The following is a 15,272-nucleotide window of genomic DNA, read 5'->3' as shown; positions in this document are numbered from 1 at the left end:
TTTCCTGCTTCACGGTTTTTTCTCATGGCTTTTGAAATGGTGCCGCCGCCAGCATTATAAGCAGCCATTGTTAACAGCCAATCGCCGTCAAAGCGCTTATTTAAATGTTCAAGGTAGTCTAGGGCAAACTTCGTTGACTCTATTATGTCCTTACGACCATCATACCAACGGCTTCTTTTAATACCTCTATACTTTGCAGTGCTTGGAATAAATTGCCATATCCCTGCTGCGTGTCCAGAAGAGTATGCTTGAGGATCATAACTACTTTCTACCGCTGGTAGTAATGCGATTTCAGCAGGTAAATCACGCTTTAGTACTTCACTTAAAACATAATGGTAATAACGAGCAGCGTTTTCTGTTATGCGACGCATATGGGCAGGGTATTTACTATACCAGCCTATTTGAATATCAACGGCATCGTGCTGAGCTTCGTTTGTCAGTTGAAAATTTTGCCGAGTCAACTCCCAGAGATTGTCTGGGCTTTGCAGATATGGTGCTTGTTGTTTTGGTTTTACATCTATTTTAGTCTGTTCAATTACAACATTTGATATGACTGCTTCGGGAGTGACTGAAGGGCTAGGTAAGATGGACGCAGAGTCGTTCTTGGGTATTGTTTGGCAACCAGCCATGAGGCTTGAAACAATTAATGTTGAAACAATTAAACGACGAGGCATACGATCTTTCCAGCAAATTTTGATGGGTAATTTTAGCAGGCTCAGATAATGGGTCAATGCACCTTAACGGTCAGAAGCTGTTTTTCCACTCTCGGATGGCGGTGAAGGCATCTAATTGGTTGTTAATATTAGATTTTGTGTGGTTACTGGCGGCATTTTGTACATCACATATTTCTGCTCGCATAAAAGGATTGATTTTTAATTCCTGACCGATAGATGAAGGTAGCGTGGGTAAATTACGTGAGCGTAACTCTTCACAGCGTACTATTGTATTGCTGATATCAGCATTAGTTGGCTCTACCGCATGAGCAAAAGCTAAGTTAGCGAGTGAGTATTCGTGTGTGCAGTATACTTGGGTGTTAAGCGGTAACGTTTTAAAATAGTCCATGTTACTAAGCATTTGCTGGGGAGATCCTTCGAACAGCCGGCCGCAACCTGCAAGGAAAAGTGTATCACCGCAAAATATTTGTGATGTTTCATCAGCTAAGTAGTATGAGATATGGTCCAATGTATGACCTGGAATTTCTTTTATTACTAATGCTTTTCCTAGAATGCTTATTTGCATGCCATCTGTTAAAGGCTGGGATATCTCTTTAAATGGTGAGTTTGCAGAGCCGTAAACAGGCACAGAAAAAAGATCAACGAGTTGTTTAACGCCACCAGTATGATCAGGGTGGTGGTGCGTTAGTAAAATTGCTACAAGTGGTATGCTTGAGTCGTTCACTGCTTTGATTACTACATCAGCATCACCAGGGTCTACTACAACCATTCCAGGGTGGTCTGCACTGGTTAACATCCAAATGTAATTGTCGTTAAACGCTGGGAGTGGTAATACAGTAAACATAGTGAACCTCATCTTTTTTGTTAGTCGGAGATTACCCTAAATGGTGATGACTGTTAACATGTAGGCTTAGTTAATATTTAGGTTGATAACGTTTCGATATGAATTTTCATACTCAACAACCCATTGAAGAGCTGGCTGGATCGTTAAAGCGTTGGTTTTCAAATGACCTCGGTAAAGACTTGCTGGAAACCGAGCAGCAGGTACTTGATCAGCTATTGCCCGGCTTGTACGGCGTGCATTTGGCGCAGATTGGAGTAGATCCGACAATAGACCTCGCTAGTAAAAGCGCTGTCGCGCATGCATTCATTGTTTACCACCAGCTTGAGCTGGGTATGCAGCCGAACAGTCTTATTGCACAAAACGCCGAACTGCCACTTGAGCACAATAGTGTAGACGTTGTTTTGTTGCATCACTCGTTGGATTTTGCCGCTAGCCCGCATCAGGTTTTACGTGAGGCTGCGCGTGTTCTTCGTCCGGGAGGGCATTTACTTATCGTAAATTTCAACCCTGTTTCTTGGTGGGGTATATCTCGCCTTTGGACACGAAAAAGTAAGGCACCAATTTGGCAGAAGGCTCATTTTATAAGCCATTACCGGTTGGTAGATTGGATAAAATTATTAGAATTAACTGAACTGAAAACTACCAGTGACTATTTTCTGCCGTCATATGAATCATCAAATGTAAGAAGAAAATTTGGAAAGCTGCAAGGCTTAGGAAGAAAGTACTTATCTCGTTTCGGTGCCATTAATATTATCCTCGCTCGAAAAGATGTGGGTGGAATGACGGCAATACATCCTGAAAAAACAGGAAAGCGTTTTATTAGATTGCCGGTTGCTGAACCGGCCACAAGGGGACAAGCACGTGAAAGCCGTTGAGATATTTACTGATGGTGCCTGTAAAGGCAATCCTGGTCCGGGAGGCTGGGGAGCCGTTTTAAGATACGGTGAAACCGTAAAGCATCTTTGGGGTGGTGATAAGGATACTACCAACAATCGTATGGAGTTAATGGGTGCGATTGAAGCGCTATCCGCTTTAAAAAGCACACGCCCTGTAATTTTGACTACTGATTCTCAATATGTACGCAAAGGTATTACTGAGTGGATAGCTGGGTGGCGTAAAAATGGGTGGAAAACGGCGGCTAAGAAACCTGTGAAAAATGCAGATTTATGGCAACGCCTCGATGAATTGTCAGCTCAGTATGACATTGAATGGCGCTGGGTTAAGGGGCACAGTGGGCACCCTGAGAATGAATTGGCTGATGAGCTAGCTAATCGTGGTGTAGATGAGATTTTAAAAAAGGTTTAATGCAATATGCGTCAGATTATTCTCGATACAGAAACAACGGGGCTTGAATGGTCCCAAGGACATAATATTATCGAAATCGGCTGTGTTGAGATGCAGCGGAGAAAGTTGACAGGAAATCATTACCACCAATATACCAAGCCGGTCCATGAAATTGATAAAGAAGCGATGGCTGTGCATGGTATTACACATGAATTTTTGGATGATAAGCCCCGCTTCAAAGACATAGCTGACGAGTTTCTCGAGTACGTTCGTGGTGCTGAATTAATAATCCATAATGCGACGTTTGATATAGGTTTCCTTGACGCGGAATTAGGTCGTAACGGTTACGACGTTCGCATGGCCGATATTTGTACTATTACTGACTCCTTACGGTTAGCCCGACACAAGCACCCCGGGCAAAAAAATAACCTAGATGCACTATGTAAACGATACGGCATCGATAACTCACACCGTGAACTACATGGCGCTTTATTAGATTCGGAGATTCTTGCCGATGTATATTTAGCGCTAACCGGTGGCCAAACATCACTGTTGTTAAGTGATAGTGATGGCGATCAAGGCCAGGAAGGCGACGAGGTTGTCATTAAGCGGGTGGGGTCAGAGTCATTAAATTTGGCTGTTTTAGCTGCAACAGGTGATGAGCTTGTTGAGCATGAAGCATTTCTTAGTAGGCTTGATAAAAGTGCGGGCGGAGAGTGTTTGTGGCGAAAGGCTGTTGTTGAGCCGAATAGCTAACGAACAATAGAGCAATAAAAAAGCGGGCTAAATAGCCCGCTTTTTTTGTTGTGAAATAACTAGCCTAGCGCAATGTTAACTGCAATGTAGCCGACAATACTCATCACGACAGTGTATGGGAATGCCATAACTACCATGCGACCATACGAAAGGCGAATGAGTGGTGCTAGAGCAGATGTTAACAAAAACAGAAAAGCAGCCTGGCCGTTTGGCGTAGCAACACTTGGAATATTAGTTCCCGTGTTAATAGCAATAGCTAAGGCATCAAAGTGATCACGTGTAATTGTTCCGGCTTCTAGCGCAGCTGCCACTTCATTAATGTATACCGTAGCTACAAATACGTTATCACTAATGGCAGAAAGCAAGCCATTGGCTATAAAGAAGAAGCCAGGTTGATCTTTAAGATCCATCTCAAGTACAGCGTGGATGATAGGTTGGAATAGGTGTTGGTCATGTATAACCGATACTACGGCAAAGAACACAACTAAAAGCGCTGTAAAAGGTAATGCTTCTTCAAAAGCTTTGCCTATTTGGTGTTCTTCGGTAATGCCGTTAAAGGCGGTAAGTAATACGATGATGGTTAAACCGATAAGGCCTACTGCAGCTAGATGAAAAGCCAATGCTAATACAAGAAAAATAGACACGAGTACTTGAACCATAAGTACTGCTTTATCACGCAGCGTACGTTTTTTATCTTCTTCTGCGGCGAAGTCTTCAAGAATATGTCGTACTCTTGAAGGCAGTTCTACTCCATACCCAAATATACGAGTCTTCTCTAATACGAAGCAAGTAATTAAGCCTGCGATTAGAACCGGCATAGTGATAGGGGCCATTAAGACGAAGAACTGTATGAAGTCCCAGCCTGCTTTTTGCGCGATAAGCAGGTTTTGTGGCTCGCCAACCAGTGTACAAACGCCACCGAGAGCCGTTCCAACGGCACCGTGCATTAACAAGCTTCTTAGAAATGCACGAAAATCTTCGAGATCATTTCTGTTTGTTTCTTCAACAGACTCATCATCAGCATGGTCATGATCGTGATCGTAGTTCTTGCCGGAGGCCACCTTATGATAAACGGAGTAAAAACCAACACCGACGCTGATGAGTACCGCTGTTACCGTGAGCGCATCGAGAAAAGCTGATAAGAACGCAGCAGATAATGAAAACAACAATGAGAGCATTGCTTTGGATTTTACCTTTAAAAGAATAATGGTAAAGATCCATAGCAGCATGGTTTGCATAAAGTAGATGCCAGCTACCATAAACATCAACAGTAGGATGACCTCAAGGTTGCTGCTTACTTCATGATAAACTGATTCTGGTGATGCTAGTCCGATGACAATGGCCTCTAAAGCAAGCAGTCCACCGGGTTGTAGCGGGTAGCACTTAAGTGCCAGCGCTAGTGTGAAAATAAACTCAAAAATGAGTGTCCAGCCGGTAACAACAGGGCCTGCAACCATCAATAGGATGGGGTTTAAAATCAGAAAGCCAATAATGGCCTGCTTGTACCAGACGGGAGAATTTCCTAGGAAATTGCGCATTAGCGCCTGAGGAAAGGTGATGGTCATTTATTATTGTCCTAATTGTTAAACAGGTCGTTTACTACAAACGGATACTCAAATGTTGGTGTAGACTAGCAGTAGATTGATAAAACCTGAATAGTTATGCGTGATTATTGGCTAATTAATTCCGCATTATAGTTAGTTTGTGACATAGATCAGTTGGGGGCTGGTACTTGATAAACTTTTAAATAAGTATATCCCCCGATTTCTATAGGAAAATCAATGACAAAAGAGCAAGGAATGACAGTGAAAGGGCATTACGTTGTTGGCTCATCTGGGGCAATGTTTTTAAATAACGAAGGTGGGTACCTGCACGCCACATTAGATGATTTCTCAAAAGAGAACGTTGAGGCTATCTACCCAGTGGGTGACATGAGGGGAGAGCAAATCCATTTAGCTATTTTAAAACGTGGGTCTCCTATTTCTTTTGAAAAAGCAAATCTGAGAGGGTTGCTGTCTGTCTCCCAAGATGAGGCAGAATATGTGAACTTGTCACGGGCCGCGCAATTGATTATTTGGCATAATGAGCATCGCTTTTGTGGGCGCTGCGCAAATGAAATGCAGCATCATAATGCAGATCTGGCAAAGCATTGTGAAAAATGCTCGCTAGTTCAATACCCTCGCATATCGCCCTGTATTATTGTTTTGGTTGTTGATGGTGATCGTTGTATTTTGGCTCGTTCACCTCGTTTTAAACCTGGTATTTTTAGTACGCTCGCGGGTTTTATTGAAGCAGGCGAAACGGCTGAAGCGGCGGTTCATCGTGAGATTAAAGAGGAAGTAGGAGTTGATGTTGCTAATGTACGCTATATTCAAAGCCAATCATGGCCATTTCCGCACTCTTTAATGTTAGGTTTTTTTGCCGATTATGCAGGTGGGGAGTTAATACCTGATGGAGTAGAGATAGAAGAGGCTAACTGGTATCACCGAGATGCGATGCCTGACTTGCCTCCTTCATTTGCGATATCATCCGCACTTATTGAACGTTTTCTTCGGGGTGAAAGCTGAACTAGGTTTTGTTTTTAAATAACTTGCCTAGTTTTGTAGCGAGCATGACATTGCCTTCGGCGCGCAGTTGTCCCTTTAAGAATGCGCTCATGCCATCTTGCTCTCCTGTCACTACTTTAATAAAGGTGTTGGAATCCATAATCAATGTGATAGAAGGGTCTTGGTGCTCGCCGGGTTGGGTTGTGCATTCTTGTTCTTTTATAGAGATGTAGAAATCATCGTCATCTTCCAGTAGAAATTGGAAAATGGCGTTTAAGCTACCGGCGGCATCTGCTTGGAAGCGTGATGGTAGTTTTTCAATAACGCGGGCTACGGTAATATCTGAACTCATTATATATACATTCCTATCACGAAAAGTAGCGTACAGTGGATTCGTTAATTCGCTTTTATGGTACATTACCGCACTTAATACTGATAACTCTTTTTATGGAGAAACCTGTTGTCTGAATTTTTCTTTGAATACGGCCTGTTTGCTGCGAAAGCATTCACTGGATTAGTCGTGATACTGCTTTTGGTAGCAGGCATCATAATGGTAAGTTCGCGTAATCGCCGTGATGATCGAGATGGTGAAGTTGATGTCACCTCTATCAATGATCTTTACGAAGATATGAAAGATGCCGTTGAAGCGGCTGTACTCGATAAAGATGCTTATAAGCACCTGCTTAAACAGCAGAAGAAGCAAGATAAGCTAGAAAGTAAGCAGCGCAAGAAAGAAGCGAAAAATACACCAGCTCAAGAGCCTGAAGATAAAAAACGTGTCTATGTTCTTGATTTTGATGGTGATATTAAAGCCAGTGAAGTGGAATTGCTCAGAGAAGAAATATCTGCAGTACTGACGTTTGCTCGGCCTTGCGATGAAGTGGTTATTAGATTAGAAAGTGCGGGTGGTATGGTGCATACCTACGGCCTTGCCGCTTCTCAAATGGCTCGTATTAAAGACTCTGGGATACCCTTAACGGTATGTGTTGACCAAGTAGCTGCAAGTGGCGGCTATTTAATGGCTTGTTTGGCTGACCGCCTTATAGCAGCGCCTTTTGCACTTGTAGGTTCTATTGGTGTCATAGCTCAGGTCCCTAATTTTAATCGTGTGCTTAAAAAGCATGATGTTGATTATGAGATGTTCACCGCTGGAGAGTATAAGCGCACAGTCACAATGTTTGGCGAGAACACTGAAAAAGGTAAGCAGAAATTTATTGAAGAGCTTGAGGACACTCATGCACTTTTCAAAGAGTTTGTATCTGAATACCGCCCGCAACTGGACATAGAGAAAGTAGCAACAGGCGAAGTATGGTTTGGTAAGAGAGCCTTGGCTGAAGAATTAGTCGATGAGCTGTCGACAAGTGATGATTATCTGATGAGTGCTTGTGATAATGCGGATGTGTTTCGGGTCCGTTATGAAATGAAAAAGACACTTCAGGAGCGCTTGAGTGAGATGGCAATCCAAACTTCAGAGGGTGTTGTTTCAAAAATTTGGACGCGAGTGTCGAATAGCCGATTCATGACACGATAAATATAATTTTTCTATTGCTCATCTATGAGCTATATTTTTCTAATAGAGTGTTTTAAACAAGACGTGAAAGGAGGCATAGCTTGCAGCGGTCTAAAACGGCGAATCAAATATTAAAGGCTGCTGAAGCTTTGTTTTCAGAGCAAGGGTTTCCAGAAACGACAATGCGTCAGATAACGGCGGCTGCTGATGTGAATTTAGCAGCCGTGAATTATCACTTTGGATCCAAGCAGGGTTTAATCGAAGCTGTCTCTGAAAAGTACTTATCCCCATTTTGTGATTACATTGAAAATGCGGTGGTAGAGCGCTTGGGCGGTAGTTCGGATAAGACAGTTACATCCAATGAGTTGATGGAAATGGTTATGCGTGCCTTATTAGAGGTTAGGCAAGGTAACGCTCATGCTTTATCGATGTTTATGCGCTTGCTTGATCTCTCTTATATGAAAAGCCAAACTGTTCTGCGCGAATATATGTTTCATCAGTACCACGAAAAACTTGAGCGGTTTTTGACGCTATTGCGTGATGACGTTTCGCCGATGGAGGATGATGAGTTCTTCTGGCGTTTGCATTTTCTTATGGGATCAATGGTTTTTACTTTATCTAATTTTCAAACGTTAGCTTCAATTGAAAAGAATGAATTTGATAAGGAAGTAGAAATAGAGAATGTTCTGCATCGTATGATTCCGGTGCTTACCGCAGGGTTGCAGGCTCGCTCTGATAAAACTTATTTTTGTCGGCTTTGATTTGTTCTACATATGTCTTTGTTGTTGAATATTGAAAAACAGATTCTGACCTTGCGCTTACCTGGAAGTAGTCGAGACTATAATGTGTCGACTGCGCTTAACGGGGTTGGTGAAACCTCTGGTTCTGGCTGCACTCCACGTGGCTTGCATGCCATTCGGGCTAAAATTGGTGAGCAACAGCCTCTAAACGCGGTTTTTGTTGGGCGTCGATTCACGGGTGAAATCTATTCCTCATTACTATCTGATCAATACCCAAAGAGGGACTGGATACTTACGCGTATCTTATGGCTTAGTGGTAAAGAGCCCGGGCGAAACCGGCTAGGCGCTGTTGATAGTATGCAGCGATATATTTATATACATGGAACGCCTGATACTGAGCCAATGGGTGTTCCGTTGTCTCATGGCTGTATTCGTATGCGAAATGCAGATGTCATTGAGCTGTTTGATCTTGTAGTGGTTGGGACTGAATTATTAATTGAGGAATATTGATGTCTTCTGGGCGATTAATGTTGGATGTGCAAGGGTTGTCTTTGACTCCTGCCGAGCGAGATATGGTCCGTCATCCTGAAGCAGGAGGGCTGATATTTTTTGGTCGTAACTTTCAATGTAAATCACAATTGAGTGATTTGGTTGCTGATATCAAAGAACAAGCACCTGATATTTTATTGGCTGTTGATCATGAAGGCGGGAGAGTACAGCGTTTTCGCAACGAGTTTGTAAGAATTCCTCCCATGCGCGCTCTGGCTAAGCTTTGGACAATAGACACACAAAAAGCTCAGCAAGTGACAGAAGATATCGGCTGGCTAATGGCGACTGAGCTGGTTATGCATGATATAGACATTAGTTTTGCTCCTGTTTTGGACCTTGATTGGTCGCGTAGTGAGATCGTAGGTGATCGTGCATTTGGTAAAAATTCTGAGCAGGTTATTTCTCTTGCTAGTAGTTTTATGAGGGGGATGCATTCGGCGGGTATGGCGGCTACAGGAAAGCATTTTCCTGGTCATGGTTGGGTTGCTGCGGACTCTCATCTTGATATTCCCTGCGATGAACGTAGCTTTGAAGCCCTTTGTGCTGATGATATCAAGCCTTTTAAAGCGCTGATTGATCAAGGGTTAGACGCAATTATGCCTGCGCATATTATCTATCAGCAGTTAGATGATAAAACGGCAGGTTTCTCATCTTTCTGGCTTAAAAATATATTACGTGAACAGCTCGGCTTTACTGGGGTTATTTTTAGTGATGATCTGAGTATGCAGGGTGCTTCTACGGTTGGAGGCTTTGTTGAAAGGACGCAGGCGGCTCTTGATGCCGGCTGCGATATGGCACTTGTTTGTAATAATTCAGAAGGTGCCACGCAAGTGTTATCGTATTTAGATGGTTGTCAGGGGCTTTCAACGGTCCCTATTAGTACGATGAAGCACAAGAAACATGTCTTTGATGAGCAGCGGTTTGAGCGTGTTAAAGAGTTAATCTATCGGCTAGAGGCATAGTTTAGAAATGGATGTTAAAGAGACTATTAATAGTTTTAATGCTTGGTTGGTTCAATACTTCTCGTTAGGGAAAGAGAACGGCTGGATTTTAAGTGTCTTTGTTATTGTGCTGGTAACGCTTATTGCTGTGTTTGTCATGCGAAAAGTGTTTGTCCGTATGGCTACTCAGCTAGAAAAGACCAAAAATGTTTGGGATGATATTTTGCTTAGTTCGGCTCGGCGCCCAGCCATTATGATGATTTGGGTGCTTGGTGGAAGTTGGGCGTTTGATGTTATTGATGCTAAGACAGGGACGGTGTTGTTAGATGTTATCGAGCCCATTCGCAAGGTTGCAGTCATAGTATTATTGGGTTGGTTTCTTATTCGTTTCTTGCGCTCTGCTGAGAAAGCGTTGATTGATCCTGCAGGAATAGATACGACGCTTGATGCAACAACAGTTAGTGCCATGGGTAAATTGCTCCGATTGTCGCTAATCATCACCATTGCTTTGGTTGTACTTCAAAGTTTTGGTTATAGTATTTCTGGGGTGTTGGCATTTGGTGGAATCGGCGGCTTGGCGGTTGGTTTTGCTGCGAAAGATCTTTTGGCTAACTTTTTTGGCGGCTTAATGATCTATATGGATAGACCTTTTAAGGTCGGTGACTGGGTCCGCTCTCCTGATCAAAATATCGAAGGAACAGTAGAGGATATCGGATGGCGTTTAACACGCATCAGGACCTTTGATAAGCGTCCGCTGTATGTGCCTAATGCGACGTTCGCCAGCATTTCCGTTGAGAATCCTTCTCGTATGACTCACCGTAGAATTTATGAAACAATCGGCGTGCGCTATTGTGACCTTAAGACAGTAAAAGGTGTTGTTGATGACGTGCGTGAAATGTTACGCCAGCACCCTGATCTTGATCATACGCAAACGTTGATAGTTAACTTAAATAAGTTTGCTCCTTCTTCTCTCGATTTTTTTGTTTACACCTTCACTAAAACAACTAACTGGGTGCGTTTTCATCAAGTAAAAGAAGATGTGCTGTTAAAAATTATGGATATCGTTGAGCAGCATGGTGCAGAGGCTGCATTTCCTACCAGCACAGTTCATCTTATACCTGAGGGTGAATTTCAGGTTCCTTCGGAGGCTCTTCGTTAGGGGCTAGTTTGCTGTAAATTATCTGGTAAGGTTTTGTGATTTTTTAAAGGGCCGCAGGCCCTTTTTTTATTGCAGAGTTGGCGTGTTAGTTTAGTGGTGTTGCGTAAACAAGGATGCCAAATAACGGATGATCGATGTAATGCGCTTCTTTAGATTTCATGCGTCTCGGCTCGTCTAAGACAGCGGCAATAGTCTTTTGAAATCCATCCTCAAGTATTACGGAGCGGCGCAGTTGTAAGTCGGGTTTGAAGTGTAAATAATGTCCGCGATCAACTGTTATTGCGCCTTCAAGCTCGTAATGCCCGTCAGCCATCATGTTGCCTGCTTGGATGGCAACAGGTTGAGAATTTCTGCTTTTTCTTACGGGTTGGCTCCATGCTTTATGGTAGATGACGCGTAAGCCGCTTGTGTTGCGAATTCTTTTATCTGTACTTTTAAGCATAAAACTACCCGATGAGCGTTCGTTGTAGCCGCCGCCAGATAAGCTGATACCTGAAGCGGGTAGTTTGTCGGGCGTTGGCCAGTATTCGCTATAGGATGAGGCATTATCACGGCTAAAGATGAGGACTTCGATTCCGTAGACTGTTGCTGCTTGTGCGCTACTTTGTAAGGTTAGCGACAGTAGAACGAAACAAAAAGAGATCAGTTTTTTCATGGATGTACCTTACCCAGTTCTTTTAACAAGTTTTCAACAGCTTCAAAGCGTTGTTCAGTTTCTTCCATTTCTAAAGAGAAGCGGAGATGGCTGGCGCCTTCGAGCTTATAAATATTTTGTTGTTTTTGTACCAAGGTTACAAGCGTAAAAGGGTCAACTTTCGTTGCTTGATCGAATTCAAGACGACCACTTTTACTGCCCGCGTCCAGCTTTATAATGCCGAGTAGCTCTGCCTGTAATTTTACCGATGTTAGCCTGAACAGGTTCTTAGTCGATTCTGGTAGTAAGCCGAATCGATCGATCATTTCTATCTGAAGTTCCTTCAGCTCTAAATCATCTTTCGCACTAGAGATACGTTTATACATGATTAGGCGGCTATGTACATCGGGTAAGTAGTCGTCTTTTATTAATGCTGGAATGTGTAAATTGATTTCAGCTCCGTGGTGAAGAGGTCTGTCCATATTGGGCGTTTTTCCGTCTTTTATGGACTGAATCGCTTCTTCAAGCATTTCCATATATAGCGTAAAGCCAATGCCTTGAATTTGCCCACTTTGGTCGTCACCTAATAGCTCGCCTGCACCGCGTATTTCAAGGTCATGAGTTGCTAGAGTGAAGCCCGCACCGAGGTCATCAGCTAAGGCTATTGCTTCAAGTCGTTTAGTGGCATCTTTACTGACACTTTTTGAGGGCGGGGTGAGCATATAAGCATAAGCTTGGTGATGAGAGCGACCTACGCGGCCTCGTAGCTGGTGTAGCTGGGCTAAGCCGAACTTGTCTGCACGGTCAATAATAATGGTGTTGGCGTTCGGGATATCGATACCGGTTTCGATAATAGTGGTGCATAGCAATATGTTATGGCGTTTGTGGTAGAAGTCGGTCATCACTTGTTCTAGCTCGCGCTCGCGCATCTGGCCATGGCCTATGCCTATGCGTGCCTCTGGAACTAGTTCGGCTAATTCTTCTGCTGTTTTCTCAATGCTTTTAACTTCGTTGTGAAGGTAGTAAACCTGCCCTCCGCGTAAAAGTTCACGCAATATGGCTTCTTTAACAAGCGGGGCGTCTGACTCACGTACAAACGTTTTAACCGCCAGTCTTCGAGCTGGTGGAGTGGCAATAATAGAAAGGTCTCGCATGCCAGACATAGCCATGTTGAGTGTGCGAGGAATCGGTGTGGCGGTCATGGTGAGAATGTCGATCTCTGAGCGCAATGATTTAAGGCGCTCTTTTTGCTGTACGCCAAAGCGGTGTTCTTCATCAATAATAACTAGGCCTAAGTTTTTAAATGTGATATCGCCTTGTAGCAGCTTGTGTGTGCCGATGATGATATCGATTTGGCCTGTTTTTAGCTTTTCAATTGCTTCTGTTTGTTGCTTAGCGCTCTTAAAGCGTGAAATCAATTCGACTGTTACTGGCCAGTCAGCAAAGCGGTCTCTGAAATTTTCAAAATGCTGTTGGGCCAGTAGAGTGGTAGGGACAAGGATGGCTATCTGCTTTCCCGAGTTTGCCGCAATGAAAGCTGCGCGCATAGCGACTTCTGTTTTACCAAAACCTACGTCGCCACAGACTAGTCGGTCCATCGGTTGAGGCGAAATCATATCGCGAATAACGGATTGAATAGCTGTTTCTTGGTCGGGGGTTTCTTCAAAGGGAAAACCAGAAACAAAAAATTGATAATCTTCATCCGGATCGCTAAACGAATAACCTTTGCGGGCTGCGCGTCTTGCATAAATATCTAGGAGCTCTGCTGCGGTGTCGCGTACTTTTTCCGCTGCTTTTTGGCGAGCTTTGCTCCATTGCTCTGTTCCAAGGCGGTGTAGTGGGGCCAGTTCATCGCTGGAGCCACTATAGCGGCTAATAAGGTGCAGGGATGCGACAGGTACATAGAGCTTTGCATTATTAGCATAGGACAATGCTACAAATTCATTTGCTTGGCCATCAAGGTCAATTGTCTCTAGGCCAAGGTAGCGCCCAATTCCGTGGTCTATATGCACAACGGGGGCGTTGGGTGCTAGTTCAGCTAGGTTGCGGACGACAAGGTCTGTTTGCCCCTTATCTTTGGCGCGTCGTCTGCGTTGGAATACTTGTCTGCCGAAGAGTTGGGACTCCGAGATGACATGAATGCCGTCATCGGTGCTTAGTCCTCGGTTGATAGGGTATACCGTCAATGCGCAACTGATATCGCTATTAATAAAAGATTGCCAGTTTTCGATAACTACTGGCTTAATATTTGCTTTTGCTAGTAGTTCTTGAAGGGCTTCGCGTCGGCCTGCAGATTCAGCGCAAAATAACACCCTGTCTTTAGGACGCTCCACTAAGAAGCTGGTTAGTAAAGCAAGAGGAGATGATGACTGGGCATTGATCGTGAGCTCAGATGTTTCTTTATACGGAAGGTTTGATCTGCCGGCAGTGCCATCTGCTAAAGAGTCTGAGCTGAATTGAATACGTCGAAATTGCTTAAGGGCGCCAAAGAACTCATCTTTTGGTGTGAAAATAGCGCTGGGTGGTAAAATAGGGCGTTCGATATCATGCCGGCGTTCCTCATAGCGGCCATTAACATCATTCCAAAACTGTTGGCACGGCCTGTCAAGAGATCCATCGGATATTATCAAGGTTTCTTTGGGGAGGTAGTCAAAGAGAGTGGCGGTTTCTTTAAAGAAAAACGGTAGGTAGTACTCAATACCTGGCGGTGCAAAACCGTTGCTAACGTCTTGGTAGGTTGGGCAGCGGCGTTGATCAACATCAAATGTGCTACGCCAGTTCTGCTTAAAGCGTGAGATAGCATCTTCAGTTAGTGGGACTTCACGTGCGGGTAGTAAGCTAATTTTGTCGATTTTGTCGATAGATCGTTGAGACTCAGGATCAAATGTTCGCAGTGTATCGATTTCATCGTCAAATAGGTCAATCCTAAAAGGGGTATCCGCACCCATGGGGAAGAGATCAATGATCGACCCTCTAACTGCGTATTCTCCGTGCTCATTGACAGTATCAACTGCGCGGTAACCTGCATCGCTGAGTTGCTGTCTCAATTTGTCGATATTGAGTGATTGGCCTGTTTGCAGCAGTAATGAATGTGCTTGTAAAAAACTGGACGGTGCAATTCGGTGCATGAGCGTACTGATGGGTACGATAACTACGCCATGCTTGAGTTGAGATAGCTGTTTTAATGTGCTGACACGTGTGGAGGTAATATCTTGGTGGGGTGAAAACGTATCGTAAGGTAGTGTTTCCCAATCAGGAAAAGGAAGGATGTCGAGGTTTTGGGAGGCTGAATAAAAATGGATTTCATTTTCAAGTAAACTAGCCGTGTCACTATTGCGTGTGATGACTAAAGTAAGCTGTTGGTGCTGGAGTGCCGCTTTAGCAATTAACAATCCAGCTGCGCTTTGATGGACTTGGCCAACCCATTTGATATCACCTGGTTTTGTCGGTATTGGGAATATCAAATTAGTCACGAACCCTCTCCTATTTGGCTATGCTAAGAAGCCGCTTATATTACATGTTGGCTGAAAGAAGCGATATAAGTCCTTGAAAAATCATCCGGCTAAAGTACTAGGACTAGAGTGTTTGCCCGCTGGCGTATAAAAGGGGATAATGTTTCGCAAATTTTTAACGTG

Annotated in this window: 15 protein-coding genes; 9 read left to right on the top strand and 6 right to left on the bottom strand. The window is 43.7% G+C overall.

Annotated features, from left to right (window positions below; genetic code table 11):
* Positions 1 to 674 (bottom strand): transglycosylase SLT domain-containing protein (locus QZZ55_RS04925; RefSeq protein ID WP_293265932.1); only part of this gene is annotated, 674 nt, incomplete at its 3' end.
* Positions 675 to 744: 70 nt separating this feature from the next.
* Entirely contained in the window at positions 745 to 1,518 is a 774-nt protein-coding gene (gene gloB, locus QZZ55_RS04920) for a hydroxyacylglutathione hydrolase (RefSeq protein ID WP_293265930.1), read from the bottom strand.
* A 98-nt stretch (positions 1,519 to 1,616) separates the two neighbouring features.
* Between gloB and QZZ55_RS04915 the strand changes: the two genes are divergently transcribed.
* The 3 genes from QZZ55_RS04915 to dnaQ are packed head-to-tail and all read left to right on the top strand — an operon-like array spanning position 1,617 to position 3,558.
* Positions 1,617 to 2,393 (top strand): class I SAM-dependent methyltransferase, encoded by a 777-nt coding sequence (locus QZZ55_RS04915; protein ID WP_293265928.1) that lies wholly within the window; start codon positions 1,617 to 1,619, stop codon positions 2,391 to 2,393.
* On the top strand, positions 2,380 to 2,823 hold the full coding sequence (gene rnhA / locus QZZ55_RS04910) for a ribonuclease HI (RefSeq protein WP_293265926.1): 444 nt from the start codon (positions 2,380 to 2,382) through the stop codon (positions 2,821 to 2,823). The genes QZZ55_RS04915 and rnhA overlap by 14 nt, the downstream gene beginning before the upstream one ends.
* 6 nt (positions 2,824 to 2,829) lie before the next feature.
* A complete protein-coding gene (gene dnaQ, locus QZZ55_RS04905; RefSeq protein WP_293265924.1) occupies positions 2,830 to 3,558 on the top strand; it encodes a DNA polymerase III subunit epsilon in 729 nt (242 codons plus the stop codon).
* 59 nt (positions 3,559 to 3,617) lie between these two features.
* Here the strand turns inward: dnaQ and nhaB are convergent, their stop codons facing one another.
* Positions 3,618 to 5,123, bottom strand: coding sequence for a sodium/proton antiporter NhaB (gene nhaB, locus QZZ55_RS04900; protein ID WP_293265922.1), 1,506 nt, complete (start codon positions 5,121 to 5,123; stop codon positions 3,618 to 3,620).
* 216 nt (positions 5,124 to 5,339) lie between these two features.
* Here nhaB and nudC point away from each other — a divergent pair, with 216 nt between their 5' ends.
* Positions 5,340 to 6,125: an NAD(+) diphosphatase gene (nudC, locus tag QZZ55_RS04895; protein WP_293265920.1), complete on the top strand. Its 786-nt coding sequence runs from the start codon at positions 5,340 to 5,342 to the stop codon at positions 6,123 to 6,125.
* Position 6,126: 1 nt separating this feature from the next.
* On the opposite strand, the gene QZZ55_RS04890 is transcribed toward nudC, so the two are convergent.
* A complete protein-coding gene (locus tag QZZ55_RS04890; protein WP_293265918.1) occupies positions 6,127 to 6,456 on the bottom strand; it encodes an SCP2 sterol-binding domain-containing protein in 330 nt (109 codons plus the stop codon).
* Between the two features lie 108 nt (positions 6,457 to 6,564).
* Here QZZ55_RS04890 and sohB point away from each other — a divergent pair, with 108 nt between their 5' ends.
* From sohB to QZZ55_RS04865, 5 genes are all read left to right on the top strand, one after another.
* On the top strand, positions 6,565 to 7,635 hold the full coding sequence (gene sohB, locus QZZ55_RS04885) for a protease SohB (protein ID WP_293265915.1): 1,071 nt from the start codon (positions 6,565 to 6,567) through the stop codon (positions 7,633 to 7,635).
* 80 nt (positions 7,636 to 7,715) lie between these two features.
* Complete coding sequence (locus QZZ55_RS04880) at positions 7,716 to 8,375, top strand: TetR/AcrR family transcriptional regulator (RefSeq protein WP_293265913.1); 660 nt, start codon at positions 7,716 to 7,718, stop codon at positions 8,373 to 8,375.
* A gap of 12 nt (positions 8,376 to 8,387) precedes the next feature.
* Positions 8,388 to 8,864, top strand: a complete 477-nt coding sequence (locus tag QZZ55_RS04875) for a L,D-transpeptidase (protein ID WP_293265911.1) — start codon at positions 8,388 to 8,390, stop codon at positions 8,862 to 8,864.
* On the top strand, positions 8,864 to 9,865 hold the full coding sequence (gene nagZ / locus QZZ55_RS04870) for a beta-N-acetylhexosaminidase (protein WP_293265909.1): 1,002 nt from the start codon (positions 8,864 to 8,866) through the stop codon (positions 9,863 to 9,865). The genes QZZ55_RS04875 and nagZ overlap by 1 nt, the downstream gene beginning before the upstream one ends.
* 7 nt (positions 9,866 to 9,872) lie before the next feature.
* Entirely contained in the window at positions 9,873 to 11,003 is a 1,131-nt protein-coding gene (locus QZZ55_RS04865; protein WP_293265907.1) for a mechanosensitive ion channel family protein, read from the top strand.
* Positions 11,004 to 11,088: 85 nt separating this feature from the next.
* Here the strand turns inward: QZZ55_RS04865 and QZZ55_RS04860 are convergent, their stop codons facing one another.
* Together QZZ55_RS04860 and mfd are read right to left on the bottom strand one after the other, a co-directional pair.
* Complete coding sequence (locus tag QZZ55_RS04860) at positions 11,089 to 11,658, bottom strand: CsiV family protein (protein ID WP_293265905.1); 570 nt, start codon at positions 11,656 to 11,658, stop codon at positions 11,089 to 11,091.
* Positions 11,655 to 15,110, bottom strand: a complete 3,456-nt coding sequence (mfd, locus tag QZZ55_RS04855; RefSeq protein ID WP_293265903.1) for a transcription-repair coupling factor — start codon at positions 15,108 to 15,110, stop codon at positions 11,655 to 11,657. The genes QZZ55_RS04860 and mfd overlap by 4 nt, the downstream gene beginning before the upstream one ends.
* Positions 15,111 to 15,272: the final 162 nt, after the last annotated feature.

Source organism: Neptunomonas sp., assembly GCF_016744175.1.
Classification (GTDB): domain Bacteria; phylum Pseudomonadota; class Gammaproteobacteria; order Pseudomonadales; family Balneatricaceae; genus Neptunomonas.
This window is presented reverse-complemented; position numbering and strand designations above follow the sequence as displayed.

Excerpts from the sequence above, each read along its gene's own strand:
- nagZ (WP_293265909.1), top strand. The coding sequence starts at position 8,864 with ATGTCTTCTGGGCGATTAATGTTGGATGTGCAAGGGTTGTCTTTGACT.
- nudC (WP_293265920.1), top strand. The coding sequence starts at position 5,340 with ATGACAAAAGAGCAAGGAATGACAGTGAAAGGGCATTACGTTGTTGGC.
- QZZ55_RS04860 (WP_293265905.1), bottom strand. The coding sequence starts at position 11,658 with ATGAAAAAACTGATCTCTTTTTGTTTCGTTCTACTGTCGCTAACCTTA.
- QZZ55_RS04890 (WP_293265918.1), bottom strand. The coding sequence starts at position 6,456 with ATGAGTTCAGATATTACCGTAGCCCGCGTTATTGAAAAACTACCATCA.
- QZZ55_RS04915 (WP_293265928.1), top strand. The coding sequence starts at position 1,617 with ATGAATTTTCATACTCAACAACCCATTGAAGAGCTGGCTGGATCGTTA.
- gloB (WP_293265930.1), bottom strand. The coding sequence starts at position 1,518 with ATGTTTACTGTATTACCACTCCCAGCGTTTAACGACAATTACATTTGG.
- QZZ55_RS04875 (WP_293265911.1), top strand. The coding sequence starts at position 8,388 with ATGTCTTTGTTGTTGAATATTGAAAAACAGATTCTGACCTTGCGCTTA.
- dnaQ (WP_293265924.1), top strand. The coding sequence starts at position 2,830 with ATGCGTCAGATTATTCTCGATACAGAAACAACGGGGCTTGAATGGTCC.
- QZZ55_RS04865 (WP_293265907.1), top strand. The coding sequence starts at position 9,873 with ATGGATGTTAAAGAGACTATTAATAGTTTTAATGCTTGGTTGGTTCAA.
- nhaB (WP_293265922.1), bottom strand. The coding sequence starts at position 5,123 with ATGACCATCACCTTTCCTCAGGCGCTAATGCGCAATTTCCTAGGAAAT.